The 26482-nt window shown below is 66.1% G+C and carries 23 protein-coding genes and 1 other RNA gene; 7 read left to right on the forward strand and 17 right to left on the reverse strand.

From position 1 onward, the window contains the following. The 11 genes from murC to mraZ are packed head-to-tail and all read right to left on the reverse strand — an operon-like array spanning nucleotide 1 to nucleotide 12721. Nucleotides 1-1389, reverse strand: coding sequence for a UDP-N-acetylmuramate--L-alanine ligase (gene murC, locus ACK6C6_RS22880; RefSeq protein ID WP_292042082.1), 1389 nt, complete (start codon nucleotides 1387-1389; stop codon nucleotides 1-3). Continuing rightward, nucleotides 1390-2484 carry an undecaprenyldiphospho-muramoylpentapeptide beta-N-acetylglucosaminyltransferase gene (gene murG / locus ACK6C6_RS22885; RefSeq protein WP_409269463.1) on the reverse strand — a complete coding sequence of 365 codons (1095 nt, stop codon included), beginning with the start codon at nucleotides 2482-2484 and terminating at the stop codon, nucleotides 1390-1392. Next, a complete protein-coding gene (gene ftsW / locus ACK6C6_RS22890; protein WP_036210845.1) occupies nucleotides 2481-3698 on the reverse strand; it encodes a putative lipid II flippase FtsW in 1218 nt (405 codons plus the stop codon). The genes murG and ftsW overlap by 4 nt, the downstream gene beginning before the upstream one ends. Then, a complete protein-coding gene (gene murD, locus ACK6C6_RS22895; protein WP_409269464.1) occupies nucleotides 3698-5197 on the reverse strand; it encodes a UDP-N-acetylmuramoyl-L-alanine--D-glutamate ligase in 1500 nt (499 codons plus the stop codon). Before murD ends, ftsW begins: the two co-directional genes overlap by 1 nt. A gap of 14 nt (nucleotides 5198-5211) precedes the next feature. After that, the gene (mraY, locus tag ACK6C6_RS22900; protein ID WP_027867872.1) at nucleotides 5212-6381 is read right to left on the reverse strand and encodes a phospho-N-acetylmuramoyl-pentapeptide-transferase; all 1170 of its coding nucleotides are present in this window, start codon (nucleotides 6379-6381) and stop codon (nucleotides 5212-5214) included. A 1-nt stretch (nucleotide 6382) separates the two neighbouring features. Next, nucleotides 6383-7750 (reverse strand): UDP-N-acetylmuramoyl-tripeptide--D-alanyl-D-alanine ligase, encoded by a 1368-nt coding sequence (murF, locus tag ACK6C6_RS22905; RefSeq protein ID WP_409269465.1) that lies wholly within the window; start codon nucleotides 7748-7750, stop codon nucleotides 6383-6385. After that, nucleotides 7750-9270: a UDP-N-acetylmuramoyl-L-alanyl-D-glutamate--2,6-diaminopimelate ligase gene (locus ACK6C6_RS22910; protein WP_409269466.1), complete on the reverse strand. Its 1521-nt coding sequence runs from the start codon at nucleotides 9268-9270 to the stop codon at nucleotides 7750-7752. Before ACK6C6_RS22910 ends, murF begins: the two co-directional genes overlap by 1 nt. Then, nucleotides 9270-11045 (reverse strand): peptidoglycan D,D-transpeptidase FtsI family protein, encoded by a 1776-nt coding sequence (locus tag ACK6C6_RS22915; protein WP_409269468.1) that lies wholly within the window; start codon nucleotides 11043-11045, stop codon nucleotides 9270-9272. The genes ACK6C6_RS22910 and ACK6C6_RS22915 overlap by 1 nt, the downstream gene beginning before the upstream one ends. Then, nucleotides 11042-11314 (reverse strand): cell division protein FtsL, encoded by a 273-nt coding sequence (gene ftsL / locus ACK6C6_RS22920; RefSeq protein ID WP_209587896.1) that lies wholly within the window; start codon nucleotides 11312-11314, stop codon nucleotides 11042-11044. Before ftsL ends, ACK6C6_RS22915 begins: the two co-directional genes overlap by 4 nt. Beyond that, a complete protein-coding gene (gene rsmH / locus ACK6C6_RS22925; RefSeq protein WP_409269710.1) occupies nucleotides 11311-12306 on the reverse strand; it encodes a 16S rRNA (cytosine(1402)-N(4))-methyltransferase RsmH in 996 nt (331 codons plus the stop codon). The genes ftsL and rsmH overlap by 4 nt, the downstream gene beginning before the upstream one ends. Further along, nucleotides 12293-12721 carry a division/cell wall cluster transcriptional repressor MraZ gene (gene mraZ / locus ACK6C6_RS22930; protein WP_027867878.1) on the reverse strand — a complete coding sequence of 143 codons (429 nt, stop codon included), beginning with the start codon at nucleotides 12719-12721 and terminating at the stop codon, nucleotides 12293-12295. The genes rsmH and mraZ overlap by 14 nt, the downstream gene beginning before the upstream one ends. Before the next feature lie 469 nt (nucleotides 12722-13190). Between mraZ and ACK6C6_RS22935 the strand changes: the two genes are divergently transcribed. Beyond that, on the forward strand, nucleotides 13191-14141 hold the full coding sequence (locus tag ACK6C6_RS22935; protein WP_292042112.1) for an AAA family ATPase: 951 nt from the start codon (nucleotides 13191-13193) through the stop codon (nucleotides 14139-14141). Here ACK6C6_RS22935 and ACK6C6_RS22940 read toward each other — a convergent pair. The 3 genes from ACK6C6_RS22940 to ACK6C6_RS22950 form a co-directional block, all read right to left on the reverse strand. Then, on the reverse strand, nucleotides 14138-14377 hold the full coding sequence (locus ACK6C6_RS22940) for a hypothetical protein (RefSeq protein WP_409269470.1): 240 nt from the start codon (nucleotides 14375-14377) through the stop codon (nucleotides 14138-14140). The genes ACK6C6_RS22935 and ACK6C6_RS22940 overlap by 4 nt on opposite strands. 75 nt (nucleotides 14378-14452) lie before the next feature. After that, the gene (locus tag ACK6C6_RS22945) at nucleotides 14453-14713 is read right to left on the reverse strand and encodes a hypothetical protein (RefSeq protein WP_409269471.1); all 261 of its coding nucleotides are present in this window, start codon (nucleotides 14711-14713) and stop codon (nucleotides 14453-14455) included. Nucleotides 14714-14758: 45 nt separating this feature from the next. Further along, on the reverse strand, nucleotides 14759-15445 hold the full coding sequence (locus ACK6C6_RS22950) for a DUF6622 family protein (RefSeq protein WP_409269712.1): 687 nt from the start codon (nucleotides 15443-15445) through the stop codon (nucleotides 14759-14761). A gap of 165 nt (nucleotides 15446-15610) precedes the next feature. Here ACK6C6_RS22950 and ACK6C6_RS22955 point away from each other — a divergent pair, with 165 nt between their 5' ends. After that, the gene (locus ACK6C6_RS22955; RefSeq protein ID WP_409269472.1) at nucleotides 15611-17803 is read left to right on the forward strand and encodes a hypothetical protein; all 2193 of its coding nucleotides are present in this window, start codon (nucleotides 15611-15613) and stop codon (nucleotides 17801-17803) included. A gap of 168 nt (nucleotides 17804-17971) precedes the next feature. Here ACK6C6_RS22955 and glpK read toward each other — a convergent pair whose 3' ends face one another. Then, a complete protein-coding gene (gene glpK, locus ACK6C6_RS22960; RefSeq protein WP_409269473.1) occupies nucleotides 17972-19459 on the reverse strand; it encodes a glycerol kinase GlpK in 1488 nt (495 codons plus the stop codon). A gap of 40 nt (nucleotides 19460-19499) precedes the next feature. After that, an RNA gene (gene rnpB / locus ACK6C6_RS22965) (RNase P RNA component class A) lies at nucleotides 19500-19838 on the reverse strand. A 149-nt stretch (nucleotides 19839-19987) separates the two neighbouring features. On the opposite strand from rnpB, the gene ACK6C6_RS22970 reads away from it, so the two are divergent. Next, a complete protein-coding gene (locus tag ACK6C6_RS22970; RefSeq protein WP_409269474.1) occupies nucleotides 19988-21691 on the forward strand; it encodes a thiamine pyrophosphate-binding protein in 1704 nt (567 codons plus the stop codon). Between the two features lie 33 nt (nucleotides 21692-21724). Here the strand turns inward: ACK6C6_RS22970 and ACK6C6_RS22975 are convergent, their stop codons facing one another. Continuing rightward, nucleotides 21725-22141 (reverse strand): hypothetical protein, encoded by a 417-nt coding sequence (locus ACK6C6_RS22975; protein WP_209587887.1) that lies wholly within the window; start codon nucleotides 22139-22141, stop codon nucleotides 21725-21727. 24 nt (nucleotides 22142-22165) lie between these two features. Here ACK6C6_RS22975 and ftsY point away from each other — a divergent pair, with 24 nt between their 5' ends. The 4 genes from ftsY to rpoH all read left to right on the forward strand — a co-directional run bounded on the left by ftsY (nucleotide 22166) and on the right by rpoH (nucleotide 26258). Then, nucleotides 22166-23302 carry a signal recognition particle-docking protein FtsY gene (gene ftsY, locus ACK6C6_RS22980; protein WP_409269475.1) on the forward strand — a complete coding sequence of 379 codons (1137 nt, stop codon included), beginning with the start codon at nucleotides 22166-22168 and terminating at the stop codon, nucleotides 23300-23302. Nucleotides 23303-23317: 15 nt separating this feature from the next. Continuing rightward, on the forward strand, nucleotides 23318-23980 hold the full coding sequence (locus tag ACK6C6_RS22985) for a cell division ATP-binding protein FtsE (RefSeq protein ID WP_036210808.1): 663 nt from the start codon (nucleotides 23318-23320) through the stop codon (nucleotides 23978-23980). Then, nucleotides 23977-24891 (forward strand): permease-like cell division protein FtsX, encoded by a 915-nt coding sequence (gene ftsX / locus ACK6C6_RS22990; RefSeq protein WP_409269476.1) that lies wholly within the window; start codon nucleotides 23977-23979, stop codon nucleotides 24889-24891. Before ACK6C6_RS22985 ends, ftsX begins: the two co-directional genes overlap by 4 nt. Before the next feature lie 476 nt (nucleotides 24892-25367). Then, nucleotides 25368-26258, forward strand: coding sequence for an RNA polymerase sigma factor RpoH (gene rpoH, locus ACK6C6_RS22995; RefSeq protein WP_209587884.1), 891 nt, complete (start codon nucleotides 25368-25370; stop codon nucleotides 26256-26258). Nucleotides 26259-26482: the final 224 nt, after the last annotated feature.

Here is a 26482-nt window from a genome sequence, read left to right on the forward strand (position 1 = left end):
TCAGGCCTTTGCATTGGTCAGTTGTTGCGGGACGCCGCTGATCGAGCCGGCGCCCATGGTGAGGACGACGTCGCCGTCGCGCGCCACGTTCATGATGGCGGCGGGCATGTCGGCGATCGCCTCCACGAAAATCGGTTCCAGCTTGCCGCCGGTACGCAGCGCGCGCGCCAGGGCGCGGCCGTCGGCGGCCACGATCGGCGCTTCGCCGGCGGCGTAGACGTCGGCCAGCAGCAGCACGTCCGGGGTCGCCAGCACCTTCACGAAGTCCTCGAACAGGTCGCGCGTACGGCTGTAGCGGTGCGGCTGGAAGGCCAGCACCAGGCGCCGGCCGGGATAGGCGGCGCGCGCGGCGGCCAGGGTCACCTCGGTCTCGACCGGGTGGTGGCCGAAATCGTCCACCAGGGTGAAGCTGCCGCCGCCGGGGATGGCCACTTCGCCGTAGCGGGTGAAGCGGCGGCCGACGCCGCTGAAATTCTGCAGGCCCAGGTTGGTCGAGACGTCGTCGATGCCGATCTCGCGCGCGATCGCGACTGCCGAGCAGGCATTGAGCACATTGTGCATGCCCGGCTGGTTCAGCACGAATTTGGTATCCGGGTAGCCCTGCTGGCGCACCGTAAAGTGCATCTGCACGCCTTCGGCGTGGGCGTCGATGGCGCGCACTTCGGCGTCCGGCGAGAAACCGTAGGTCGTCACCGGCTTGGTCACCTGCGGCAGGATGGCGCGCACGTGCGGGTCGTCGATGCACATCATCACCCGGCCGTAGAACGGCAGGCGGTGGGTGAAGTTTACGAACGCGGCCTTCAGCTTCTCGAAGTCGTGCTCGTAGGTGTCCATGTGGTCGGCGTCGATGTTGGTGATCACCTCGATCATCGGCGTCAGGTTCAGGAAGGAGGCATCCGACTCGTCGGCCTCGGCCACGATGTAGTCACCCGAGCCCAGTTTGGCGTTGGCGCCGGCCGCGGTCAGGCGCCCGCCGATGACGAAAGTCGGATCCAGGCCGCCCTGGGCCAGCACCGAGGCCACCAGGCTGGTGGTGGTGGTCTTGCCGTGGGTGCCGGCAATCGCGATGCCGCGCTTCAGGCGCATCAGTTCGCCGAGCATGATCGCGCGCGGTACCACCGGCACCTTGGCGGCGCGGGCAGCGACCACTTCCGGATTGGCTTCGTTGACCGCGGTCGAGGTCACGACCACGTTGGCGCCGACCACGTGTTCGGCCGAGTGGCCGGTGTACACGCGGGCGCCCAGTTCACTCAGGCGCTGGCTGGCGGCATTGCTCGACAGGTCGGAACCCGACACGTTGTAGCCGAGGTTGAGCAGCACTTCGGCGATGCCGCTCATGCCGCTGCCGCCGATGCCGACGAAATGGATGTTCTTGATCTTGTGCTTCATTTATTTGCTCATCCCGGCCAGTTGCTCCAGTTCGCGCGCGATTGCCTCGTTCGCATCGCGCTTGCCCACTTTGTGCGCCGCCTGCGCCATTGCCAGGCAGTCAGCGCGCGTTGTCGTTTGCAGCAGGCTTGCCAGCCGCTGCGGATTCAGTTCGCCCTGCGGCAAATGCACCGCCGCCTTCTGTTCGTGCATCCAGATCGCGTTGTCGCGCTGGTGGCTGGTGGTGCTCGCGACAAACGGCACCAGCACGCTGGCCACGCCGGCCGCGGTCAGTTCCGAGACCGTGATGGCGCCGGCACGGCAGATCACCAGGTCGGCGTTCGCATAACTTGCGGCCATGTCGTCGATGAAGTCGACCACATTGGCCTGCACGCCGGCAGCCGCATAGGCCGCGCGCAGCGCGTCGATGTTCTTCTTGCCCGACTGGTGGGTCACGATCGGGCGCGTTGCCGGATCGATTCTCTCCAGCGCGGCCGGCACGCTGTCGTTCAGCACCTTCGCGCCCAGGCTGCCGCCGACCACCAGCACGCGCAACGGACCGCTGCGGCCGGCGAAACGCGCGGCGGGTAGAGGCAGGTCGAGGATCTGCTGGCGCACCGGATTGCCGGTGACGACCGCCTTGCCGGCCGCAGCGCCGAAATCGGCCGGGAAGCCGAACAGCACCCGGCTGGCGATCGGGGCGAGGGTCTTGTTCGACAGCAGGAGCGCCGCATCGGCATTCACCAGGGCCAGCGGGATGTTGCGCGTCTTCGCCATCATCCCGCCCGGCACCGTGACGTAGCCGCCCATGCCCAGCACGACATCGGGTTTGCGCTGGCCGAGATAGCGGCGGCAGGCGGCGAAGGCGCCCAGCATCTTGAAGGCGCCCTTGATGGTGTGGCCCAGGCCCTTGCCGCGCATGCCGGCGAAGTCGATGCTGTCCATCGGGATGCCGGCCTTCGGCACCAGCTCGGTTTCCATGCCGTGGGCGGTGCCCAGCCACGAGACCTCCCAGCCGCGCGCGCGCATGGTCTGCGCGATCGCGATGCCGGGGAAGATGTGGCCGCCGGTGCCGGCGGCCATGATCATCAGGCGCTTCCTCATTGGCGTACTCATGTCCGCCCTCCCCGCATGCGCACGCGGTTCTCGTAGTCGATCCGCAGCAGGATGGCCAGGCCAATGCAGTTGAACATCACGCCCGAACCGCCAAAGCTCATCAGCGGCAGGGTCAGGCCCTTGGTCGGCAGCAGGCCGAGGTTGACGCCCATGTTGATGAAGGTCTGCGCGCCGATCCAGATCCCGACGCCCTTGGCGACCAGGCCGGCGAAGATCTGGTCGAGGGCGATGGCCTGGCGGCCGATGTCGAAGGCGCGCTTGACCAGCCAGTAGAACATCGCGATCACGACGAGCACGCCGACCAGGCCGAGTTCCTCGCCGATCACGGCCATGATGAAGTCGGTATGCGCCTCCGGCAGGTAGAACAGCTTCTCGACGCTGCTTCCCAGGCCCACGCCGAAGAATTCGCCGCGTCCGAAAGCGATCAGGGAATGCGTCAACTGGTAGGCCTTGTCCAGCGCATGGCCGTCGGCCCACGGGTCGAGGTAGGCGAACATGCGCGCGCGGCGGAACGGCGACAGCGCGATGATCGCGCTGAAGATCAGCACCAGCAGCGCGCCGATGCCCCCGAACCAGACGATATTGATCCCGCCCAGGAACAGGATGCCCATGGCGATGCAGACGATCACGCCGAAGGCGCCGAGGTCCGGTTCCAGCAGCAGCAGGCCGCCCACCAGTCCGATCGCGACCATCATCGGCAGGAAGCCCTTGGTCAGCTTGTGCATGTATTCCTGCTTGCGCACCGTGAAATCGGCCGCGTACAGCACCACCGCGATCTTCATGATCTCGGACGGCTGCAGCTGCATGACCTTCAGCGGCAGCCAGCGGCGCGCACCGTTGACGGACACGCCGATGCCCGGGATCAGCACGATCACCAGCAGGAACAGCGTGCCGATGAACATCATCGGCGCGTACTTCTGCCACACCGCGACCGGCACCTGGAACACGACGGCCGCGGCCACCATCGAGACGATGATGTACATCATCTGGCGGTACAGGAAGTATTCGTTCTTGTCGTTCAGGTAGGCGAACTTGGGCGAATCCGGCAGCGCGATCGAGGCCGAGTACACCATCACCAGGCCGAACATCATGAGCAGCACGGTGACCCAGACCAGCAACTGGTCGTAATCCATCATCTTCGACGGACGGCTGCGCGCCGCGATGCTTGCATCGCTGCTGGAGCCGGAGAACTTGAACGGAAGCTGGAAGGCCATCAGATCTCCTGCCCCTTCTCCAGCGCCAGCTCGCGCACGGCGTCGACGAACACCTGCGCGCGGTGCGCGTAGTTGGTGAACATGTCGAGGCTGGCGCAGGCCGGCGACAGCAGCACGGCGTCCCCTGGGCGCGCCAGGCCGGCGGCGCGGCGCACCGCTTCCGGCAGGCCAGGCAAATCGAACACCGGCACGCCGGTCGGCTCGATCGCGGCGCGGACCGCCGGCGCATCGCGGCCAATCAGGAGCACCGCGCGCACGTAGCGCGACGCGGGCAATGCCAGCGGCGCGAAGTCCTGGCCCTTGCCGTCGCCGCCGGCGATCAGGAGGATCTGCTGGTCTTCGCCGGCAAAGGCCTTACCGAGGCCTTCGAGCGCGGCGACCGTCGCGCCGACATTGGTGCCCTTGCTGTCGTCATAGAAATCGACGCCGTCGATGTTCGCGACCAGTTCCACGCGGTGCGGCTCGCCCGCGTACTCGCGCAGGCCGTGCAGCAGCGGGGCCAGCGGCAGGCCGCAGGCGCGGCACAGGGCCAGCGCGGCCAGCGCGTTCGAGGCATTGTGCAGGCCGCGGATTCTCAGCGCATCGGCCGGCATCAGGCGGCTCACGCTCACCTCGACCGGCGGGGCGACCTCGCCCTTCTTCAATTTCTTGGGCGGCTCGTCGTCGAGCGCCACGGCGTTGGCGAGCCACAGCACGCCGCGTTCGTTGACCAGTCCGAAGCTGTTCGGATCCGACGGCTCGTCGGTACCGAAGGTATAGGTTGGCGTGTCGACGGCCGTCATGCGCATGACGATCGCGTCGTTCCGGTTCAGCACGCGCACCGTGTCGGAACCAAAAATGCGCGCCTTGTCCGCGGCATAGGCGTCCATGCTGCCGTGCCAGTCGAGGTGGTCCTGGGTCAGGTTCAGCACCGTGGCCGCATCGGCCTGCAGGCTGAAGGTGGTGTGCAGCTGGAAGCTCGACAGCTCGAGCACCCAGGCCTGCGGCAGGTCTTCGCCGTCCAGGCATTCGCGCAGCACGTCGAGCGCAGCCGGGCTGATGTTGCCGGCCACGCGGGTCGACAGGCCGGCGCGCCGGCACAGCAGGCCGGTCAGGCTCGTCACCGTGGTCTTGCCGTTGGTGCCGGTGATGGCGATGACTTTCGGCGTGTAGCCGCGTTGCGCGCGCAGGTGCGCGAGCGCCTGCGCGAACAGCTCGATCTCGCCCCATACCGGGATGTTGCGCGCGCGCGCCTGTGGCGCCACCTGGGCGAGTTCGCGCTCCGGCGCCAGGCCCGGGCTGACGGCGACGAAGTCCATGCCGTCGAGCAGGGACTCGCCGAAGTCGCCACCGACGAACTCCGCGCTCGGCACCGCCTGGCGCAGGGCAAACAGGCGCTGCGGCTCGGTGCGCGTGTCGGCCACGCGCACGCGCGCCCCGCAACGTGCCAGCCATTGCGCCATCGCCAGCCCGGATTCACCCAGGCCCAGCACCAGTGCGGATTTGCCTTCGTAGTTCATTCTTTAGCGTAGCTTCAGCGCAGTTTTAAGGTGGACAGGCCGACAAGGACCAGCATCATCGTCACGATCCAGAAGCGGACCACGACCTTGGTCTCCTTCCAGCCCTTTTGTTCGAAATGGTGGTGCAGCGGCGCCATCAGGAACACACGGCGGCCGGCGCCGTAGCGCTTCTTGGTGTACTTGAACCAGGTGACCTGGATGATCACCGACAGGGTTTCGGCCACGAACACGCCGCCCATGATGAACAGGACGATTTCCTGGCGCACGATGACGGCAATGGTGCCGAGCGCGCCGCCCAGTGCCAGCGCGCCGACGTCGCCCATGAACATCTGCGCAGGGTGCGCGTTATACCAGAGGAAGGCCAGGCCCGCGCCCGCCATCGCGCCGCAGAAGATCAGCAGTTCGCCGGCGCCCGGGATGTAGGGGATGAACAGGTACTTCGCATAGGTCACGCTGCCGGTCAGGTAGGCGAACAGGCCGAGGGCGGCGCCGACCATCACGGTCGGCATGATCGCCAGGCCATCCAGGCCGTCGGTGAAGTTGACCGCGTTCGAGGAACCGACGATCACGCAATAGGTCAGCGCGATGAAGCCCCACACGCCCAGCGGGTAGCTGATCGACTTGAAGAAGGGCACGATCAGGTCTGCTTTAGGGGGCAGGGTCATCGAGAAGCCCGACTGCACCCAGGCGTAGAACAGCTGCAGCACTTCCCACGGATTCGCGGCCGAGACCGAGAACGCCAGGTACAGGGCCGATGCGATGCCGATCAGCGACATCCAGAAGTATTTTTCGCCCGAGCGCATGCCTTCCGGGTCCTTGTAGACCACCTTGCGGTAGTCGTCGACCCAGCCGACGGCGCCGAAGCCCATGGTCACCACCAGCACCGGCCAGATCAGGCGGTTCGACAGGTCGCACCACAGCAGGGTCGAGACCCCGATCGAGATCAGCACCAGCACGCCGCCCATGGTCGGGGTGCCGTGCTTGGCCAGGTGGGTCTGCGGGCCATAGGTGCGCACCGCCTGGCCGACCTTCATGGCGGTCAGCTTGCGGATGACGGCCGGGCCGCAGACCAGGCCGATGGCGATCGCGGTGATGGTCGCGAAGACCGCGCGGAACGTGATGTAGTTGAACACGCGCAGCGGACCGATGTAGTCCTGAAAATATTGGGCTAGCCAGAGAAGCATGTCAGTGGGCGTCCTTACTCATAGTTGATCCGGTCAGGTGCTGGACCACGCGCTCCATCTTCATGAAGCGCGAGCCCTTCACCAGCACAGTCGCTTTCCTATTGCCGCCCAGTGTTGAATCCAGTGCTGCCAATAATTCGTCGAACTGCTCGTAATGCCGTGCTCCCGACGCCGTCATGTGACGGGCCAGTTCGCCAGTGGCGAGCACGTGTTCGATGCCACGCGCCTGAGCGTAAGCACCGACTTCTTCGTGAAACTCCTTACCTTGCGTGCCGACTTCGCCCATGTCGCCGACCACCAGGATGCGCGGGGCGTCATACGCCGCCAGCACGTCGATCGCGGCGCGCATCGAGTCGGGATTCGCGTTGTAGGTGTCGTCGATGACGGTCGCACCAATGGCGGCCTGCTTGCACTGCAGGCGGCCGCCGACCGGGGCGAAGCTTTCCAGGCCGCGCACGATGGCCTCGACCGGGATGCCCGCCGCCAGCGTGCTGGCGATCGCGGCCAGCGCGTTGCGCACGTTGTGGTCGCCCGCCGCGGCCAGGTTCAGCGCGAACTGCCGGCCGCGTGCGTCGACTTGCAGCGCGTTGCCGAAACCGGTCGAGGTGTAGGTCGCGCGCACGTCGCATGCGTCGCTCAAGCCGAAAGTCAGCACCGGGCACGGCGCCAGGCCGCGCCACAGCGCGGTATAGGTGTCGTCGCCCGGGAACACCGCGACGCCGTCGCTCGGCAGCGCCTGCAGCACCGAGCCGTTCTCGCGCGCCACCGCTTCCACGGTGTGCATGAATTCCTGGTGCTCGCGCTGGGCGTTGTTCACCATGGCGACCGTCGGCGCGGCGATGGCGGCCAATCGGGCGATCTCGCCCGGATGATTCATGCCCATCTCGATCACGGCGGCGCGATGCGCTTTCCCCAAGCGGAACAGGGTCAGCGGCACGCCGATCTCGTTGTTCAGGTTGCCCTGGGTCGCCAGGCGGGCCTCCTCGCCGAAGGCGGCGGCCAGGATGGAAGCGATCATTTCCTTGACCGTGGTCTTCCCGTTCGAGCCGGTCACGCCGATCACCGGGATGTCATGCTGCGTGCGCCAGGCATTGGCGATGCGGCCCAGCGCCACCAGGGTATCCGGCACCACGATCGCGGGCAGGGTCCAGCCCTCAGGCAGCGCGTGCACGACCACTGCCGCCACGCCACGTCCGGCGACCTGGCCGAGGAAGCTGTGCGCATCGAAGGTCTCGCCCTTGAGGGCGACGAACAGCGCGCCGGCGGGCGCCGTGCGGCTGTCGGTCGACACGCCCTCGAAGGCGGCGTCGCCGCCCGCGAGCCGTGCGCCCGGAATCGCGGCGACCAGTTGTGCAAGCGTACCGCGCATCAGTGGGTCCTCATCATGGTGAGCCGCGCGGTCAATGCCAGCGAAGCGTGGTCGGCATCGGAGAACGGGAGCTTCTTGCCCTTGATTTCCTGGTAGGGCTCGTGGCCCTTCCCTGCCAGCAGGATGACGTCCTGCTTGCCGGCGTTCTTCACGGCCAGCAGGATCGCGGTGGCGCGGTCTTCCACGGCCTGGTATTCCTTCTCGATCCCGGCAACGACCTGGGCGATGATGCTGACCGGCTCTTCGCTGCGCGGGTTGTCGCTGGTGACCAGGATGTGGTCGGCGGCCTGCGCCACGGCGCCCATCTGCGGGCGTTTGCCCGGGTCGCGGTCGCCGCCGCAGCCGAACACGCACCACAGCTGGCCGCCGCGCTCGTCGGCCACCTGGCGCAGGGCTTGCAGCGTCTTTTCCAGAGCGTCCGGGGTGTGCGCGTAGTCGATCACGACCATCGGCGCATCCTGGCCGCCGATCTGCTGCATGCGGCCCGGGGCCGGCGCCAGCGCCTCGACGGCGTCCACCGCGCTCTTCAAGGACACGCCCTTGGCCAGCAGCGCGCCCAGCACCGCCAGCGCATTGCTGACGTTGAAATGGCCGACCAGACGGGTCTTCACGACCGCGGTGCCGGCCGGGCTGTCGACCGTGAAGTCGGTGCCCGCGTGGCGGCTGCGCATGTTCGAGGCGCGCAGGATGGCGACGCCGTCGATGGCCGGCTGCTCGGCCTCGCTCGCGAGCGTGTAGCCGGTCACCGGCAGCGCCGGGAAGTTCGTGCGCAGGTGCGCCACCAGGCGCAGGCCGGCCGGGTCGTCCAGGTTGACCACGGCATGCTTCAGGCCTTCCCATTCGAACAGCTTCAGCTTGGCGGCCTCGTAGTCTTCCATCGTGCCGTGGAAGTCGAGGTGGTCGCGGGTCAGGTTGGTGAAGATGGCGACGTCGAAGTGCATGCCGGCGGCGCGCTCCTGCACCAGGCCGATGGACGAGACCTCGATCGCCAGCGCGCCGACGTCCTGGGCACGCAGCTCGCCCAGGGTCTGGGCCAGCAGCACGGCGTCCGGCGTGGTGTAGCCGGTGGCGTCGAACTGCGGTTCCGCCCCTTTCTTCACAATGCCGACACCCAGGGTGCCGATCACGGCGGCGGTCTCGCCCAGGCGCGCCAGCGCCTGCCCGGTCCACACCGCGCAGGAAGTCTTGCCGTTGGTGCCGGTCACGCCGACGGTGAACATGCCGGCGTCCGGATGCTGCAACACGCCGTGGGCGATCGGACCCAGGTTCTTCTTCAGCTTGGCCACGCCGAGATGCGCGATGTCGTGCGCCGCGTCCCAGCTGTAGCCGTCTTCTTCATACACGACGGCGGCGGCACCGGCGGCGAGCGCCGCGGCGATGTAGCTGCGTCCGTCCGAGGCCTCGCCCGGATAGGCGAAGAACACGTCTCCCTGCGCCACGCGGCGGGAGTCGGAAACGAGTCGGCCGCCTGGAGCGGCGGCGCGAATCCACTGGCAGATGTCGTTCAGGCTCATCGCCATCACAAATCCTCCTCTACCGGTTCGTCCGGAATGATGATGTCGGTGATCGATGAGTCGGGCGGCACGTTCGCGGCCCGCAAGGCATTCGAGGCCAGGTCCGCGGCGGTCGGCGCCGCGACGCTGCCCCCGGTTCTGAGGGCCCCGCGCGGGTTGTCGATCATGACCGCGATGACGAAACGCGGCTTGGACATCGGCGCGATGCCGACAAAGTAGCCGATGTTGTCGGTCTTGGAGTAGCGGCCGTTGACGATCTTCTCGGCGGTGCCGGTCTTGCCGCCCACGCGGTAGCCGGCCACCCGGGCGCGCGTTGCGGTGCCGCCCGGCTCCACGACGGATTCCAGCATGGTGCGTATCTTGGCCGCGGTCTCGGGCGTGATCACCTGCTGGCCGACCGGCTCTTCGGTGACTTTCAGGAACGAGAGCGGGATGATGTCGCCGTCGCGCGCGAACACCATGTAGGAGCGCGCCAGCTGCAGCAGCGACACCGACAGGCCGTGGCCGAAGGACATGTTGGCGTATTCGATCGGCTTCCAGGATTTCCATGGACGCACGCGGCCGGCGACGGCGCCCGGGAAGCCGAAGCGCGGCGCCTGGCCGTAGCCCAGCTTGGTGTACAGCTCCCACATGTCCTTCGGTTCGAGCATCTGGGCGATCTTGACGGTGCCGACGTTCGAGGACTTCTGGATGATGCCGCTGGTCGTCAAGGCGTCCTTCGGGTGCATGTCGCGGATCGGGCGGCCGCCCACGACGATGCGCCCGCCGGAGGTGTCGAACACGGTGTCCGGGGTGATCTTCTTCTTTTCCAGGCCGAGCGCCACCGTGACCGGCTTGAGGGTCGATCCCGGCTCGAAGGTGTCGGTGATGACGCGGTTGCGCAGCTGGGCGCCGGTCAGGCCGGCGCGGTCGTTCGGGTTGTAGGTCGGGTAGTTGGCCATGGCCAGCACTTCGCCGGTGTGCACGTCCAGCACCACGGCGCCGCCGGCCTGGGCGTTGAACTTCTCGACCGCGTTCTTCACGCTGGTGAAGGCGATGTACTGCAGCTTGCTGTCGACCGACAGGGTCAGGTCCTTGCCGTGGTGCGGCTCGCGGAACATGCCCAGGTCTTCGGCGATGTGGCCGAGGCGGTCGCGGATGACGCGGCGGCTGCCCGGCACGCCCATCAGCGCCTTCTGGTGGAACAGTTCCATGCCTTCCTGGCCGCGGTCCTCGACGTTGGTGAAGCCCACCATGTGGGTCATCACTTCGCCCTGCGGGTAGTAGCGCTTGTATTCCTTGCGGGTGTCGATGCCGTCGATCTTGAGCTTCTCGATCTGCTCGACCTTGTCCATCTCGACCTGGCGCTTCAGGTACACATAGCTGCGCTTCGGATCGAGCTTGGTGCGCACCTCGGAGAGCGGCATCTCGAGCAGGCGCGCCAGTTCGGCCAGCTTGTCGTCGGGCGCGTTCAGCACTTCTTTCGGGAAGGCGGCCACCGCCTTTACCGGCAGCGAGGAGGCCAGCACCTGGCCGTTGCGGTCCATGATCTTGCCGCGCGCGGCCGGCAGTTCGACCAGGCGCTCGTAGCGGCTCTTGCCCTGCTTCTGCAGGAACTGGGTGGACACGCCCTGCAGCCAGAGCGCGCGCACGGCCAGTGCGGCGAAGGCCGCGAACAGCACGAACAGCACCAGGCGCGAGCGCCAGTTGGGCACGTTGACGGCCAGGACCGGGCTCTTCGAGAAGGCCACGCCCTTGGACGCGGCGACCCGCGAGGTGCTGCGACGTTCGGTGCGGCTCATTTCGCCCCTTCCGTCAGGTACTGGGTACGGGCCGGCGTGAGCGGCGACATGTTCAGGCTGTTGCGCGCGATCTGCTCGATGCGCTCGTTCTTGCCGAGCGTGGACTGGTCGAGCTGGAGCTGGGCCCAGTCGATCTCGAGCTGGCGCGAATGCTGGTTCAGGCGTTCGAGTTCGATCAGGAGGTGGCGCGACTGGTAGCGCGCGTTCACCACCGACAGCGCGCAGCCGACCACGGCCACCGTCAGGACGATGTTCAGCTTGAGGCTCATGCAGCGCTTTCCTGACGATTGCCCAGGCGTTCGGCCACGCGCAGCACCGCCGAGCGGGCGCGCGGGTTGGCCTCGACCTCGAGGTCGGATGGCTTGGTCTTGGTGATCAGTTTCATCAGGGGCTGCGGCAGGTCGACAGCGCGGATCGGCAGCCGGCGGTCCGGCTGCTCCACCTTGGCCTTGGACGCGAGGAATTGCTTGACCATGCGGTCTTCCAGCGAGTGGAAGCTGATCACGGACATGCGCGCCCCCGGCGCCAGCATCGCGTAGGCGGCGCTCAGACCTGCTTCGAGGTCTTCAAGCTCTTTATTGATGAAAATCCGGACAGCCTGAAAGGTCCGGGTTGCCGGATCTTTGCCCTTTTCGCGAGTCTTGACCGCGTCTGCCACGATTGCGGCAAGCTCTCGTGTGGTCGAAATTGGCTGGATTGCGCGGCGAGCAACAATCGCCTTTGCAATCTGGAAAGCAAACCGTTCTTCTCCATAATCCCGAATAACCTTTTCCAGTTGTTGTTGCGTCGCGGTGGCCAGCCATTCGGCCGCCGACATCCCGCGCGTGGTGTCCATGCGCATGTCGAGCGGTCCATCCTGGCGGAAACTGAATCCGCGGGAGGCGTCGTCCACCTGGGGCGACGAAATACCAAGGTCCAGCAAGATGCCGTCCACCTGGCTGATGCCGCGCGCGTCAAGCGCGTCGATCATCGTGGCAAAACTGTCATGCACGATCGTGAAACGGGGGTCCTGCACTTGCTCCGCGGTGGCAATCGCCTGCGGATCCTTGTCGAAGGCGACCAGGCGGCCCTGCGGGCCCAGCCGGGACAGGATCAGGCGGCTGTGGCCCCCACGGCCGAACGTGCCATCTATATATGTACCGTTGATGCGCTCGCCGGTCAGGTCGAGCGCGTCGACTGCTTCATCCAGCAGCACCGTGCGATGCTGAAAAGCTCCAGGCACCGTGTTTGTTTCCGTCATCGGCGCCTCAGAAGGAGAAATTGGAAAGGACATCGGGCATGCCGCCGGCAACAGCTTCGGCTTCGCTTTCGGCAAGCTTGGCGGCATCCCAGATTTCGAAATGGGTGCCCATGCCCAACATCATGACTTCTTTCTCCAAACCCACGGCGGCGCGCAACTCGGGCGAAATCAGTACCCGGCCTGCGCTGTCCAACTCGACATCGCACGCGTTACCAAGGAAAATGCGCTGCCACGCACGGGCCGACATCGGCCAGGCCGCGATCTGCTCGCGATGCTGCTCCCACACCGGGCGCGGGAAGAACAGCAGGCAGCCGTGCGGGTGCTTCGTCAGCGTCATCCGGCCCTCGCACTGGACCGCAAGGGCGTCACGATGCTTTGCCGGGATCGACATCCTTCCTTTAGCATCGAGATTGATCGCTGACGCGCCCTGGAACACGTATTTACCTAGCTTGGAGAATTATCAATTTAGAATTTTTTGGCCGCCTGGGGTTCCAAAACTCCCCCACAAATCGACACTTTTTCACACTGTTTCCCACTTTATTGGAATCAATGTTGGTGGTCAAGCGAATTCACGCTTGGCAAATCCGAATTTGTCTAATGAAACCAAGGACTTAGCGGCATCTATTGAGGCATCGCCAAGCTAAAATGTCTCGTAAATCAGTCACTTAGGAAACAACATGAAGGTTGGACCTCAGTTGTAATGACAAGCTTTCCGTTTGATCAACGTCATGTCATGACGATGTCTTTTTTCATGGAAACTAAAATTGCCGCACAGAATTAGTGTTAGGGGATTGGCGGTGCTCGGCTGGAAGCGTTAGGATCGGGGCATGGCGAAGACCCATCCGGCTAACGGCCCGCTCGGCAGGATGGGAGCCGGATGGGGGCGGGCGACCTAGGAGAAAGCCGTGAGCATTACACTCGCCCGTACCTGCGCGGTCTACGACCTGATCGAAGTTCAGGAAGCGCTCGACCGCAGCCGCGGCCGCTCCCCGGAACTCGAAGCGTTCTACGAGCGCATGCTGGAGACCGGGGCCGACCGCTTCGTCACCAAGCCCTCATCGATCGATGCCCTCGATCCCCTGTTCGAGGAATGCCCCAATTTCGACGAAGTCCTGGACGACCTGGCGCGTTACCTGGCTTTGGCGCATGCGGGCGACCGCGGCGTCAACGTCATGCCGATCCTGCTGCTGGGCGGTCCCGGCGTGGGCAAGACCCACTTCGCGCGGCGCCTGGCCAGGGTGATGCAGACCGAGTGCGAGCTGATCAGCATGAATGCGCTGTCGGCCGGTTTCGTCATCACCGGCAGTTCGGCCAGCTGGCGCGGCGCCAAGTGCGGCAAGGTGGCCGAGCGCCTGGTGCGCGGGCAGTACGCCAATCCGGTGATCGTGCTGGACGAAGTGGAAAAGGCGAGCGGCTCCTCGCAATCCGATCCGCTCGCCGCCCTGTATCAGCTGCTGGAACCGGAGACGGCCAGCACCTTCCGCGACGAATTCATCGACGTCGAGATCGACGCTTCGCAGATCTTCTGGGTGCTGACCGCCAATTCGGTCGAAGGCATCCCGCATCCGCTGCTCAATCGCATGGCCGTGTACGAGGTGCCGACACCGACGCCGGAACAGGCGGCCGGCATCGCCCAGCGCATGTATGCCGGGCTGCTGGATGAACTGAACCTGGCGGCCTTCGACCCAAGACTGGGCGACGTGGTGCTGGACAAGCTGGTGAACGTGTCGCCGCGCGACCTGCGCAAGACCCTGCTCGATGGCCTGGGCCATGCGGTGGCGGCCGGACGCGAACGCGTGAGCGTGGACGACATCCGCATCCGGCCGACGCCGGGCAAGGGCCGGATCGGGTTCTAGACCCCCGGCGGCTCCCCTTTCTTCGCGCAGATGAAGATCAGCAGCGCGCCGAGGACGGAGACGTAGGCGAGGAAGATGCCGGTGCCGTAGGGCAGGACCAGGACCGATCCCGCGATCAGCAGCATGATGAAGCCCACCAGGACCGCCCAACCCTGCCAGGTCAGCGGCGGCCCCCATCCCCATCCATGTCCCGGCGGCTTGGCCGCGAACCAGTAGTCAGGCTTGGTGTGTTTCATCCTCGTCCATCCTTCGTTTGCATCCGCAGATCATGCCATCTGCCGCGGGCTTGCAAACTCTCGGAATGTCACGCTTCAGCTCAGGTAGGCCTTGAGGACCGCGGCGCTGCGGTCCATGCCTTCCTTCAGGCGCTTCTCGGCATGCAGGGCGTAGTCGGCCGACGCGGCGCCGCCCTGGCTGGCCGCCTTGGCGGACATCGCCTTGGCCGCGACGCCGAGGGCGACGACGGCCTGGTCCCAGGTCAGGCCCGAGGCCAGTGCGTCTTCCACCACGCGTGCGGCGAGCGTGCCGAGCTTGTCGATCAGCCGGGGATCGGTGTCTCCCAGTTTCAGCATGTTCTCTCCTGCGAATCGGCGAGCTGGGCGCCGCCGGTGCGGGGATCATACGGCATCGGCAATCGTGGACGGCACACCATTGGACTGCTGCTCATGCGGGATGCGGCGGGCCGAGGCGATATCGCGCGCCAGCTGGCCCAGGAAGTAGCCATTGCACAGGCCGAGGAGGCCGCACACAGTGGCCACGAAGATCGCCTGTCCTGCCATCTCGGGCAGAATCACCAGCACGACCGCCAGCACATACTTGATCGAGAATACCGTCAGCATCAGGGCGAGCGGCGTCCAGCTGCCGCGCAGTCGCACCTTCCCTGCGCCGGCTACCGCGAGGACGCAGCTACGTCCAAAAGCCAGGCGCTGCAGCGTCAGGACAGCCGCGCCGAGCAGCCATGCCGGCATGGCCACGCTCGCCATGCCGAACTGGCTGGCGACGGCGTGCAGCGCCAGCACCAGCATCACCACCGGAACGATCGCCATCCGGGTGAGTGTCATGTCGCGCTCGCGCGCGGCCAGCACGCCGCGATAGACCAGGAGGGCGAGGATGGCCCAGACATACACTGGGGTCTTGATGAGGATTTGCTGCAGCATGACGGGCTTTCGCGTAGTGGTCGATGCACGCCACCTTATCAGGGCGGGTAGTGCTCCGGCAGGTTTGCGACGACATGCCGGCCGGCGGCGCCAGATGCGCGGAAAGCGGTGCGAAATGCGCCGCGAAGGCGGGCTGCTCTTTGGTATAAATCTCCGACCAACTTCTTAGCGATAAATTTTAGGCTAGACTGCCGGGCTCCGTACAATGACCCAGGCCTCCTCGGCCAAGCTCGACATGGCAGTTGTCCTACCCCTTATCGCTTCCCCCGTCCACACCCGCATGGGAACATGCCGCGCCTGCGAGGCCCTGTCATGAACGCCCCGCTGGATCGCCACCTCCTGGATCTCGCCGCTCCTGTCGCCGAGGACCGGGCGCGTCATCCATGGCGCTTCTTTTCCGCCGGCGGTTTCACCCAGGTCCGCCTCGACACGGGCGCCGACTTCGTCAACCTCAAGCAGCTCGACCAGAAGCTGTGGGTCGCCCTTTCCTGTCCCGTCCAGGGCCTGGAATTCGACCGCCGCACCCTGGCGCTGATGGATACGGACAACGACGGACACATCCGGGCTCCGGAACTGATCGCCGCCATCGACTGGGCGGCGGCGCGGCTGGCCTCCCCCGACGTCCTGGCGCGGGGCGGCCCGCTGCCGCTGGCCGCCCTCGACATCGACAGCGAAGCCGGCGCGCGGCTCCTGACCTCGGCGCGCCACGTGCTGGACAGCCTGGGCAAGGGCGGCAGCGACACCATCAGCGTCGAGGATGTCAGCGACAGCGACCGCATCTTCTCCGGCATGGCCTTCAACGGCGACGGCGTCATCACCGCCGCCGCCTGCGACGAGGCGCTGGAGCCGGTCTTCGCCGCCATCGTGGACACCCTGGGCAGCGTGCCGGATCGCAGCGGCGCGGCAGGCATCGACCAGGCGCTCGCCGACCGCTTCTTTACCGAAGCCGAAGCCTGGCTCGCCTGGCAGTCCCGCCCCCACGAAGACGCCACCCTGCTGCCCCTCGGCGCCGACACTGGATCCGCCTTCGCCGCCCTGGCCGCGATCCGGGTCAAGGCCGACGATTATTTCACCCGCTGCCGCCTGGCCGAGTTCGACCCACGGGCCGCGGAATTGATGAACGGCGCACCGGAAGAGATCCGCGCCGTCGGCGCCCGGAGCCTGACGGCGGACGACGCCGTCCTGGCGGCCCTGCCGATCGCCTACGTCCAGGCCGGCGGCGCGCTGCCGCTGGAATCCGGCATCAATCCGGCCTGGACGGCGGCAGTGGCGGCCCTGCGCGACCAGGTGGTCCAGCCCCTGCTGGGAGACCGGGAAAGCCTGGGCGCCGGCGAGTGGGAGAAACTGAAGGACCGCTTTGCCGCCTACCAGGCCTGGCAGGCGGCCCGTCCGGAAACGCCGCTGGCCGGCCTGGAGACCTCGCGGCTGCAAGCCTTCCTCGCACCTGGCATCCGCGCCGCCATCGACCAGCTCCTGTCGCGCGACCTGGCCCTGGCCCCGGAAGCGGACCTCATCGCCGAGGTGGAACGCCTGGTGCGGTATGTGCGCGACCTGGAACAGCTGGCCAATAACTTCGTCTCCTTCCGCAACTTCTATAGTAGCGACGACAAGGCCATGTTCCAGGCCGGCATCCTGTTCCTGGACGGCCGCAGCTGCGAGCTCTGCATCAAGGTGCTGGACCCGGCGCGCCACGGCGTGCTGGCCAGCCTGTCCGGGGTCTACCTGGCGTATTGCGACTGTGTGCGCGCCGGCCAGAAGATGACGATCGCCGCCGCGTTCACGGCCGGCGATTCGGACCAGCTCATGGTCGGTCGCAACGGCATCTTCTATGACCGCGAGGGCAAGGACTGGGATGCCACCATCACCAAGATCGTGGATCACCCGATCAGCATCCGCCAGGCTTTCTGGGCGCCCTACCGCAAGGCCACCCGCCTGATCAGCGAGCAGATGGAGAAATTTGCCGCCACCCGGGCCAAGGGCGTGGACGACATGACGTCCAAGCTGGTCACCGAGGCCGGCAGCAAGGTCGAATCCGGCGCCAGGCCCGGACCTGCCCCCACGCCGTTCGACGCGGCGCGCTTCGCCGGTATCTTCGCGGCCCTCGGGCTCGCGATCGGCGCCATCGGCACCGCCCTGGCCTCGGTGGTCACGGGCTTCCTGGGCCTCAAGGGCTGGCAGATGCCGCTCGCGATGGTGGGCCTGTTCCTGGCGATCTCGGGTCCTTCCGTGGCGATGGCCTTTTTCAAGCTGAGGAACCGCAACCTGGGTCCCATCCTGGACGCGAACGGTTGGGCCGTGAACGCCCGCGCCCGCATCAACATCCCCTTCGGCACGGCGCTGACCCGCATGGCCAGGCTGCCGGAAGGGGCGGAGCGCAGCCTGCGGGACCCCTACGTCGCCCAAGGCAGATCCTGGAAGCTCTACCTGGTGCTCGGGATGCTGGCCGCGGCTGCGCTGACCTGGCTTGGCTTCAACACCGACCTGGGCGGCTTCAAGCTGTTCTGAACCACGCCGGCTAAGTACTCGACAAGAAATAAATGTGACAATGGCAAACATAACCGGATGCGATGCAAGGCGGCGAGTGCGCTGCAGTGCGAGCACTGCAAGCAGGAGCCAACGCAGCAGCGCGCCGGTTATGGAAGCCAAAAACACATTTATTTCGGGGCGAGTACTTTAGTCGTTCGCCCAGCCCTTCGCATGCTCCACCGCCCGGCCCCAGCGCGCCATCAGCTCGGCGCGCCGGCCGGCCTCCATCGCCGGCTCGAAACGCCGCTCGACCTGCCACTGGCGGGCGATTTCGTCGACACCCTCCCAGTAGCCGACCGCCAGCCCGGCCAGGTAGGCGGCGCCCAGCGCCGTGGTCTCCGTCACGCGCGGCCGCACGACGGGGATGCCGAGCAGGTCGGCCTGGAATTGCATCAGGAGGTCGTTGCGGGCGGCGCCGCCGTCGGCGCGCATTTCAAGGACGGCACACGATGCATCCTTCTGCATCGCCGCCAGCAGTTCCGCGCTCTGGTAGGCGATCGCCTCGACCGCGGCGCGAGCGATGTGGCCGCTAGTCGTCCCGCGCGTCATGCCGACGATGGTGCCGCGCGCGTACTGGTCCCAGTGCGGCGCGCCCAAGCCGGTGAAGGCCGGCACCAGCATCACGCCGCCGCTGTCCGGCACGCTCAGGGCCAGCGCCTCGACCTCACCGGATTGCCTGATAATGCCGAGGCCGTCACGCAGCCACTGCACGGTGGCGCCGCCCATGAAGACGCTGCCTTCCAATAGATAGTCGGTGGCGCCGCCCATGGTCCAGCCGACGGTGGACAGCAGGCGATTGTGCGAAACCGGCGGCGTGGCGCCGGCATGCATCAGCATGAAGCAGCCGGTGCCGTAGGTATTCTTGACCAGTCCCTGGCGGTGGCAGGCCTGGCCGAAGGTGGCGGCCTGCTGGTCGCCGGCGATGCCGGCGATCGGCACCGCGGCGCCGAAGCATTCTTCGGCCGCCAGGCCGACGACCTCCGAATTGGCGACGAGGTCCGGCAGCACGCCGGCCGGGATGCCGAACAGGGCCAGCAGCTCCTCGTCCCAGCGCAACGTGTGGATATTGAAGAGCATGGTCCGCGCGGCATTGCCGGCGTCGGTGACGTGACGCCCGCACAGGCGGTACACCAGCCAGCTGTCGACCGTGCCGAAGGCCAGTTCGCCGCGCTCGGCGCGGGTCCTGGCGCCCGGCACGTGCTCGAGCAGCCATTGCAGCTTGGTGGCGGAAAAATAGGCGTCGACTTCGAGGCCGGTGCGCTGCCGGATGTCCTCCGCCCTGCCCTCTTCGCGCAGGCGGTCGCACATGGCGGCGGTGCGGCGGTCCTGCCAGACGATGGCGCGCGCGACCGGTTCGCCGGTGGCACGGTCCCACAGCACCGTGGTCTCGCGCTGGTTGGCGATGCCGACGGCGGCGAGCTGCCGTCCGTCGATGCCGGCCTGGCGCAGGGCCTCGCGCGCGCAGGCGAGCTGGCTGTGCCAGATGTCGAGGGCGTCGTGCTCGACCCAACCGGGTTCGGGGAAATGCTGGGGATATTCGTGCTGGCTGCTCGCTACGGCCAAGCCGGCGCGATCGAAGACGATGGCGCGCGAGCTGGTGGTGCCCTGGTCGAGAGCCAGGATGTATTTCTGCATCGGTGTCTCCGAGGAGGCGCCTCACCAGGGCGCTGAATTCATGTAAAGCAGGCCGATAGGCCGGATTCTGTGTAGTGGTCTCCCTTGCGGGACGCCCCTATGACAGCCATTCCTCTAGGCGCTGGATTACTCCAGCGCTCAAGCTTCCTACCCGCACGCTCCGCGAGCAACATCAACGCGTGCCTATTTGGAATTGCTCCAGGTGGAGGTTACCGCGTTTCACCGTAACTTAATACGCTCGTCTCTGTGGCCCTATTCCTCGCCTTATACCTTGCGGCTTTCAGCGGACGGCCGTTAACCGTCACCCTGCTCTGTGGAGTCCGGACCTTCCTCCCGCCATCACCCGAAGATGACGGCCAGCGGCTGCCTGGCCTGCTTCACGGAGGGCATTGTAACCGATTGGGCTCGCGCAACCTATCGCCAGCTAACCACGTTTTCTGAAATTTCGTGTCGCCATTTCAAAATCCTTCCCCACCTCATCCACATAGAATGTTTGGATAGCAAAACCATCAAGGACGAGACCCAACCATGACCCACCCTTCCCGCACCGGCGGCCAGATCCTGGTCGATGCGCTCCATACCCACGGCGTGGACACCGCCTTCGGCGTGCCCGGCGAAAGCTACCTCGACGTGCTGGACGCACTGCACGATTCGGATATCCGCTTCGTGATCAACCGGCAGGAAGGCGGCGCGGCGTTCATGGCGGAGGCCTACGGCAAGATGACCGGTAAACCAGGCATCTGCTTCGTCACCCGCGGACCCGGCGCCACCAACGCCTCGATCGGCGTGCACACCGCCTACCAGGACTCGACCCCGATGATCCTGTTCATCGGCCAGGTCGGCAGCGACTTCATCGACCGCGAAGCCTTCCAGGAAATCGACTACCGTCGCATGTTCGGCCAGATGGCCAAGTGGGTCACCCAGATCGACCGCGCCGACCGCATCCCCGAGTACATCGCGCGCGCCTTCCAGGTCGCCACCAGCGGCCGCCCCGGCCCGGTGGTGCTGGCGCTGCCGGAAGACATGCTGGTCACCAAAGCGGAAGTGCCTGATGCGCGCCGCTACCAGCCGGTGCAGGCAGCACCATCGACCGAACAGGTCGCCCAGCTGCGTTCCATGCTGGCCGAAAGCCAGCGCCCGATCGTGCTGCTCGGCGGCGGCTCCTGGTCCGACCAGGCCTGCGCCGACCTGGCCCGCTTCGCCGAAGCCAACCGGCTGCCGGTCGGCTGCACCTTCCGCTTCCAGGACCTGATGGACAACGGCCACCCGAACTACGTGGGCGACGTCGGCATCGGCATCAACCCGAAACTGGCGGCGCGCGTGAAGGAAGCCGACCTGGTGATCGCCATCGGCCCGCGCCTGGGCGAGATGACCACCAGCGGCTATTCACTGCTGGCCTCGCCAGTGCCGCGCCAGCGCCTGGTCCACATCCACGCGGATCCGGAAGAACTGGGCAGCGTCTACCAGGCCGACCTGATGATCGCCAGCGGCGCCCCGCAGGTATGCGCGATGCTGGCCGCGATGGAGCCGGTGGATTCTTCAAGCTGGGCCGGCAGCGTCGAAGCGGCGAAAGCCGACCTGGCCGCCTGGCAGGCGCAGCCGCCGATCTTCCGCGACGGCGCTGCGCCGCTCGACCTGTGGCAGGTGGTGCAGGAACTCATGCGCCAAAGCCCGCGCGACACCATCATCACCAACGGCGCCGGCAACTACGCGACCTGGGCGCACCGCTTCTACCGCTACGCTGGCCGCCGCACCCAATTGGCGCCGACCAATGGCGCGATGGGCTATGCGGTGCCGGCCGGCGTGGCGGCCAAGATCATCGATCCGCAGCGCACGGTGGTCACCTTCGCCGGCGACGGGGAATTCATGATGACGGGCCAGGAACTGGCCACCGCGGTGCAGTACGGCGCCGGCGTGATCATCCTGGTGTTCAACAACAGCATGTTCGGCACCATCCGCATGCACCAGGAGCGCGACTACCCGGGCCGCGTGTCGGGTACCAGCCTGCACAATCCGGATTTCGCCGCGCTGGCGCGCGCCTACGGCGGCCACGGCGAGGTGGTCGAGAAGACCGAGGAATTCGCGCCCGCCCTGCAGCGCGCGCTGGCGCATGCGAACGAACGCAAGCTGCCGGCGGTGATCGAGCTGCGCTACGACGGCAATCTGATTACGCCGAACGCGACGCTCGAGACGATTCGCAAGACGGCGGAAGCGGCCAAGGCCGGCCGTTGATGTCGTACGGTGGTCGGCTTGCCGACCACCGCCCTACTGCCCCAAGCCCAGCTCGGCCGGCAGCGGAATCGGCTGGTCGAAGAAACTGACCTGTTCCGGGTTGGTCAGGAACAATGCGACGAGGGCGATGAACGCCCACACGATAATGTTGCGCATGTTCGCGGCGCTGCCATCCGTGGCGTTGTCGCCATAGATGAGGCGCTTCAGAAAATTGGTAATTTTCACGGTGTGCCCCGTTGTATTTTGTGGTTTTCTCTCTCTGTTCAATTTAACGCAAGTCGCTGTCGTTTTCCAGACGCGCACTGTTGAGTAACCAGTCGGTTTCAGCAATAACACAACAAAGAGTTCCTTCCACGCATCTTCTAGCGTCGATACCTGCCATTCCGGGTGGCGTCTTGCTGCTCTGGTAAAATATTCGCTACTTTTTTCATCGCCGGCGCCAGCCGGCATCGTGCGCAGGAATCGCCCCCATTTATGTTTAGTTTCTTCAAGAGAAAGAAGCCTGAAACCGAGGTCTCGGCGCCGGACCAGGCCGCGCCCGCAGCGGCGCCGATGTTCGTGCCGGGTGCGCTGGACGCACCGGTCAGCCCGCCGCCGGCACCAGTCGCCGCGCCCGTTATCGTGCCGGCCGCGCCGACCGCCGCGCCCGTCGCAGCCGATCTCGGCGAACTGTTCCCGGAAACCGCGGAACGCCCGACCAGCGCCGCGGAACAGAAAACATCCTGGATGGCGCGCCTGAAGGCCGGCCTGTCCAAGACCTCGAGCAACCTGTCGCTGCTGTTCGTCGGTGCGCGCATCGACGAAGACCTGTACGAGGAGCTCGAAGCGGCGCTGCTGATGTCCGATGCCGGCATGGACGCCACCGAGCACCTGCTGGGCGCCCTGCGCCGCAAGGTCAAGGAAGACAAGCTGCTCGACGCCGCCCAGGTCAAGGCCGCGCTCAAGGAACTCATGATCGAGCTGCTGGCGCCGCTGCAGAAGCCCCTCGAACTGGGCCGCCACGAACCGCTGGTGATGATGATCTCGGGCGTGAACGGCGCCGGCAAGACCACCACCATCGGCAAGCTGGCCAAGCACATGCAGCGCTTCGACCAGTCGGTGCTGCTGGCTGCGGGCGACACCTTCCGCGCCGCCGCGCGCGAGCAGCTGATGGTCTGGGGCCAGCGCAACAACGTCACCGTGATCTCGCAGGCCTCGGGCGACCCGGCCGCCGTCGCTTTCGACGCGGTCCAGTCGGGCAAGGCGCGCGGCACCGACGTGGTCATGGTCGACACCGCCGGCCGCCTGCCGACCCAGCTGCACCTGATGGAAGAACTCAAGAAGATCAAGCGCGTCATCGGCAAGGGCATGGACGGCGCCCCGCACGAGACCCTCTTGGTCATCGACGGCAATACCGGCCAGAACGCGCTGGCCCAGGTCAAGGCCTTCGACGACGCCCTGCAGCTGACCGGCCTGGTGATCACCAAGCTGGACGGCACCGCCAAGGGCGGCGTGCTGGCCGCGATCGCGCGTACCCGCCCGGTGCCGGTGTACTTCATCGGCGTGGGCGAAAAGCTGGACGACCTGCAGCCGTTCAACGCCGAAGAATTCGTCGAAGCGCTGCTGGGTTGAAGGAACGGACCATCGATGATCGAATTCCAGTCCGTCTCCAAACAATATTCCCCTGACGCTTACGCGCTGCGCGACGTCTCCCTCAATATCGGCAAGGGCGAGCTGGTCTACCTGGCCGGCCCGTCCGGCGCGGGCAAGTCGACCCTGATGAAGATGGTGGCCGCCGTCGAGCGGCCCAGCAGCGGCGTGGTCACCGTCAACGGCCAGGACATCGGCCGCCTCAAGCGGGCCGGCATTCCTTTCCTGCGCCGTAACCTGGGCCTGATCTTCCAGCACCAGCGCCTGCTCAACGACCGCAACATCCTCGGCAACGTCATGCTGCCCCTGCTCGTCACCGGCGCGCCGAAGGCACAGGCCGAGCAGCGCGCCCGGGCCGCCCTCGACAAGGTGGGCCTGCTCGAGCGCGCCAGGGCGATGCCGCTGGAACTCTCCGGCGGCGAGCAGCAGCGCGTGGCGGTGGCGCGCGCCATCGTCAACCGCCCGCAGATCATCCTGGCGGACGAGCCGACCGCCAACCTCGACCGCGTGGCGGCCGACAAGGTGCTCGACGCGCTGCGCGCCTTCAACGCCGTCGGCGTGACCTGCGTGATCTCGACCCACGACGACCAGGTGCTCGACAGTGCGGCGGCGCGCGTGATCCGTCTCGAGCATGGCCAACTGGTGGGAGACGCCGCATGAGCCCCTGGATCCGCCAGCACCGCTTCGCCTTGGGGGCGGCCCTGTCCACGGTGCGCAAAGCGCCGGGCAGCTTCCTGTTCAACGTGCTCGTCGTCGCCTTCGCCCTGATGCTGCCGATCGCCGGCATCACCCTGCTCGACAACGTGCGTCCGCTGTCCGAACAGCTCTCGGTCGACCCGGAGATCAGCGTCTTCATGAAACTCGAGGCGACACGCGAGGAAGCGACCGCCCTGCAGCCGCGCATTCGCGCGATCGCGGCCGGCGGCGGCAAGGCCGACGTCGACTTCATCCCGCGCGAGCAAGCGCTGGCCGCGATGAAGGCCGGGAGCGGCCTGGGCGACGTGATCGACACGCTGGGCGAAAACCCGCTGCCGGACAGCTTCAAGCTGCGCCTGGACGGCAGCAGCGCAGCAAGCCAGGTCGACGCGATCACCGAACAGCTGCGCGCCCTGCCCGGCGTGGACGTGGTGCAGGTCGATTCGGCCTGGGTGAAGCGCCTGGCCGCCATGCTGGCCATCCTGCGCCTGGCCCTGCTGCTGCTGGCGGTCACGCTCGGCATCGTGGTGATCGCGGTCGTGTTCAACACCATCCGCCTGCAGGTGCTGACGCAGAAGGAGGAAATCAACGTGTCGAAGCTGCTGGGCGCCACGGACAATTTCATCCACCGCCCCTTCTACTACACCGGCGGCCTGCTCGGCCTGTGCGCGGGCGCGGTGGCGCTCGGCGCCGTGGTGCTGGCCCTGCAGCCGCTGAACGGCGCGATTGCGGACTTTGCAAGGTTGTATGCGTCGGAATTCCAGCTGGCGCCGCTCGGCGCACTGGAAACCGCCGGCGTCCTCGCGATCAGCGCGGGCCTCGGTCTGATCGGCGCGATGCTGTCGGTGCAGCGCCACCTGGCGCGCGTGCAATAAGGCAGACTCCACTGGGCGCGCGGGCCGCTTGGGTCGGCCGCGCGCCCAATCCTGTCCCCTCTTCAAACTGCTGACCCGCCCCACCCTACGTTCACACGAGCGCTATTCCTACAGGCCGGCTTTGACGAATGTGCGCCATCCAACAGAAGGCCGCTTCTCAGGCCTTTAACCTGTCTCTAACACGTTTTCCAGCGGGTTTTTGCTCACTTTTGAGCTAAATTAACTGAATTGGGGTCGCCTGCACTACAGTTAAAGCGGCGCGATTTTGATTCCCAAGAGCAATACTTTAGCCAAACTTAATCGATTTCGATAAATCGATGGCCTGCCTAGCACTCACACATGGAGAGTGCTAATATATGTCTCGAATACAGCGAAATCAAGGAAAGCATCCAAGTAACAAGCAGTAACGCTGGTGTCACGCGGCATGGGTCGGTGGCACATTGGGATGCAGTAAGTCTACTACGAGGAAATTGAAAATGTCCGCACAATCCGCATTGGTTCCGGCCGGCAGTCGTGCTCTGGGACTGGGTTTCTCTGGCAATCTGGGCAACATCGATGCCTACATTTCTGCCGTCAACCGCCTGCCGATGCTGACTCACGAGGAAGAGGTATCGCTGGCGAAGTCGCTCCGGGAAAAGAATGACCTGGACGCTGCACAGAAGCTGGTGCTGTCGCACCTGCGCCTGGTCGTGTCGATCGCGCGTGGCTACCTCGGCTACGGCCTGCCGCACGCCGACCTGATCCAGGAAGGCAATATCGGCCTTATGAAAGCGGTCAAGCGCTTCGACCCGAACCAGGGCGTGCGTCTGGTCTCGTACGCGATGCACTGGATCAAGGCCGAGATGCACGAATACATCCTGAAGAACTGGCGTCTGGTGAAGGTCGCGACGACCAAGGCCCAGCGCAAGCTGTTCTTCAACCTGCGCAGCAACAAGCAGGGACTGGACACCATGACCCCGAGCCAGGTCGACGAGCTGGCGAAGATGCTCGACGTCAAGCGTGAAGAAGTGATCGAGATGGAAACCCGCCTGTCGGGCCGCGACATCGCCCTCGAATCGCCGACCGACGACGAAGACGACAAGTTCGCCCCGATCGCCTACCTGTCGTCGGAGCAGCAGGAGCCGACCCGCGTGCTGGAATCCGAGCAGCGCGACCGCCTGCAGTCCGAAGGACTGGAGACCGCACTGTCGAAGCTGGACCCGCGTTCGCGCCGCATCGTCGAAGCGCGCTGGCTGGCCAACGACGACGGTTCGGGCGCCACGCTGCACACGCTGGCCGAAGAGTTCGGCGTGTCGGCCGAGCGTATCCGCCAGATCGAATCGGCTGCGCTGAAGAAGATGAAAGGCGCGCTGGCGGCTTACATCTAAGCCCTGCCAGCCCCAACCGAAACCCCGCCCCAGCGGGGTTTTCTTTTTTTAAAGTCGGGGGTCAGGTCAAGTCGGGGGTCAGGTCTGACATTCAGACACGGACTGAGCAATACAAAATCGGAGTAACGCCCGAGCTCGTGTCCGAATGTCAGACCTGACCCTCATGGTTTCCTCATGGTTTCTCATGGTTTGGGCAGGTCCGGCATGCCGCGGCTAGAATGGCT

Origin of the sequence: Massilia sp. BHUDP2, from assembly GCF_046236355.1 — a bacterium.
Taxonomy (GTDB): Bacteria; Pseudomonadota; Gammaproteobacteria; order Burkholderiales; family Burkholderiaceae_D; genus Telluria; species Telluria varians.

Bases quoted from the DNA above. Each gene is read 5' to 3' on its own strand.
- murF (WP_409269465.1), bottom strand. From the start codon at position 7,750: ATGCGCGGTACGCTTGCACAACTGGTCGCCGCGATTCCGGGCGCACGG.
- ftsX (WP_409269476.1), top strand. From the start codon at position 23,977: ATGAGCCCCTGGATCCGCCAGCACCGCTTCGCCTTGGGGGCGGCCCTG.
- ACK6C6_RS22970 (WP_409269474.1), top strand. From the start codon at position 19,988: ATGACCCACCCTTCCCGCACCGGCGGCCAGATCCTGGTCGATGCGCTC.
- rpoH (WP_209587884.1), top strand. From the start codon at position 25,368: ATGTCCGCACAATCCGCATTGGTTCCGGCCGGCAGTCGTGCTCTGGGA.
- murD (WP_409269464.1), bottom strand. From the start codon at position 5,197: ATGAACTACGAAGGCAAATCCGCACTGGTGCTGGGCCTGGGTGAATCC.
- ACK6C6_RS22985 (WP_036210808.1), top strand. From the start codon at position 23,318: ATGATCGAATTCCAGTCCGTCTCCAAACAATATTCCCCTGACGCTTAC.
- ACK6C6_RS22955 (WP_409269472.1), top strand. From the start codon at position 15,611: ATGAACGCCCCGCTGGATCGCCACCTCCTGGATCTCGCCGCTCCTGTC.
- ACK6C6_RS22915 (WP_409269468.1), bottom strand. From the start codon at position 11,045: ATGAGCCGCACCGAACGTCGCAGCACCTCGCGGGTCGCCGCGTCCAAG.
- mraY (WP_027867872.1), bottom strand. From the start codon at position 6,381: ATGCTTCTCTGGCTAGCCCAATATTTTCAGGACTACATCGGTCCGCTG.
- murC (WP_292042082.1), bottom strand. From the start codon at position 1,389: ATGAAGCACAAGATCAAGAACATCCATTTCGTCGGCATCGGCGGCAGC.
- ACK6C6_RS22940 (WP_409269470.1), bottom strand. From the start codon at position 14,377: ATGAAACACACCAAGCCTGACTACTGGTTCGCGGCCAAGCCGCCGGGA.
- ACK6C6_RS22945 (WP_409269471.1), bottom strand. From the start codon at position 14,713: ATGCTGAAACTGGGAGACACCGATCCCCGGCTGATCGACAAGCTCGGC.
- glpK (WP_409269473.1), bottom strand. From the start codon at position 19,459: ATGCAGAAATACATCCTGGCTCTCGACCAGGGCACCACCAGCTCGCGC.
- ACK6C6_RS22975 (WP_209587887.1), bottom strand. From the start codon at position 22,141: ATGCCGGCTGGCGCCGGCGATGAAAAAAGTAGCGAATATTTTACCAGA.
- ftsW (WP_036210845.1), bottom strand. From the start codon at position 3,698: ATGGCCTTCCAGCTTCCGTTCAAGTTCTCCGGCTCCAGCAGCGATGCA.
- murG (WP_409269463.1), bottom strand. From the start codon at position 2,484: ATGAGTACGCCAATGAGGAAGCGCCTGATGATCATGGCCGCCGGCACC.
- ftsY (WP_409269475.1), top strand. From the start codon at position 22,166: ATGTTTAGTTTCTTCAAGAGAAAGAAGCCTGAAACCGAGGTCTCGGCG.
- ftsL (WP_209587896.1), bottom strand. From the start codon at position 11,314: ATGAGCCTCAAGCTGAACATCGTCCTGACGGTGGCCGTGGTCGGCTGC.
- ACK6C6_RS22910 (WP_409269466.1), bottom strand. From the start codon at position 9,270: ATGGCGATGAGCCTGAACGACATCTGCCAGTGGATTCGCGCCGCCGCT.